Origin of the sequence: Vogesella mureinivorans, assembly GCF_007644035.1 — a bacterium.
GTDB classification, from domain to species: Bacteria; Pseudomonadota; Gammaproteobacteria; order Burkholderiales; family Chromobacteriaceae; genus Vogesella; species Vogesella mureinivorans.
In genome coordinates this window covers 1-336 of the sequence record NZ_VMTV02001017.1, presented here as the reverse complement: position 1 = coordinate 336, position 336 = coordinate 1, and the positions used below count along the sequence as shown (strand labels likewise).

Below are 336 nucleotides of genomic sequence, written 5' to 3'. Positions count from 1 at the left end.
TGAAGGCCTCCAGCGTGTGCGCGTCCATGCCCAGTTCGGACAGGCTGAGACCGGCCTGATCCTTGTCCAGGATGCGCAGCACCACTCGCTCGCCGGCCCGCGACGGCAGGGTGGAGACCCGCACGTCCAGCGTCTTACCGCCCAGGGCCAGTGGGATGCGCCCGTCCTGGGGCACGCGCTTCTCGGCGATGTCCAGCCGCGCCATGACCTTGATGCGCGACACCAGAAGCGGGGTGATGCGGCTGTTCAGACGCAGGGCCTCGTGCAGCACTCCGTCCACGCGCATGCGGATCAGCAGGGCCTGCTCATAGGGCTCGATGTGGATGTCCGAGGCGC

General features: G+C 68.5%; 1 protein-coding gene. It reads right to left on the bottom strand.

Features of this window, described 5'->3' with window-relative positions; all coding sequences use genetic code 11:
* On the bottom strand, positions 1 to 336 hold a 336-nt coding region (locus FLQ44_RS22525), incomplete at both ends, for a GspE/PulE family protein (protein ID WP_170253069.1).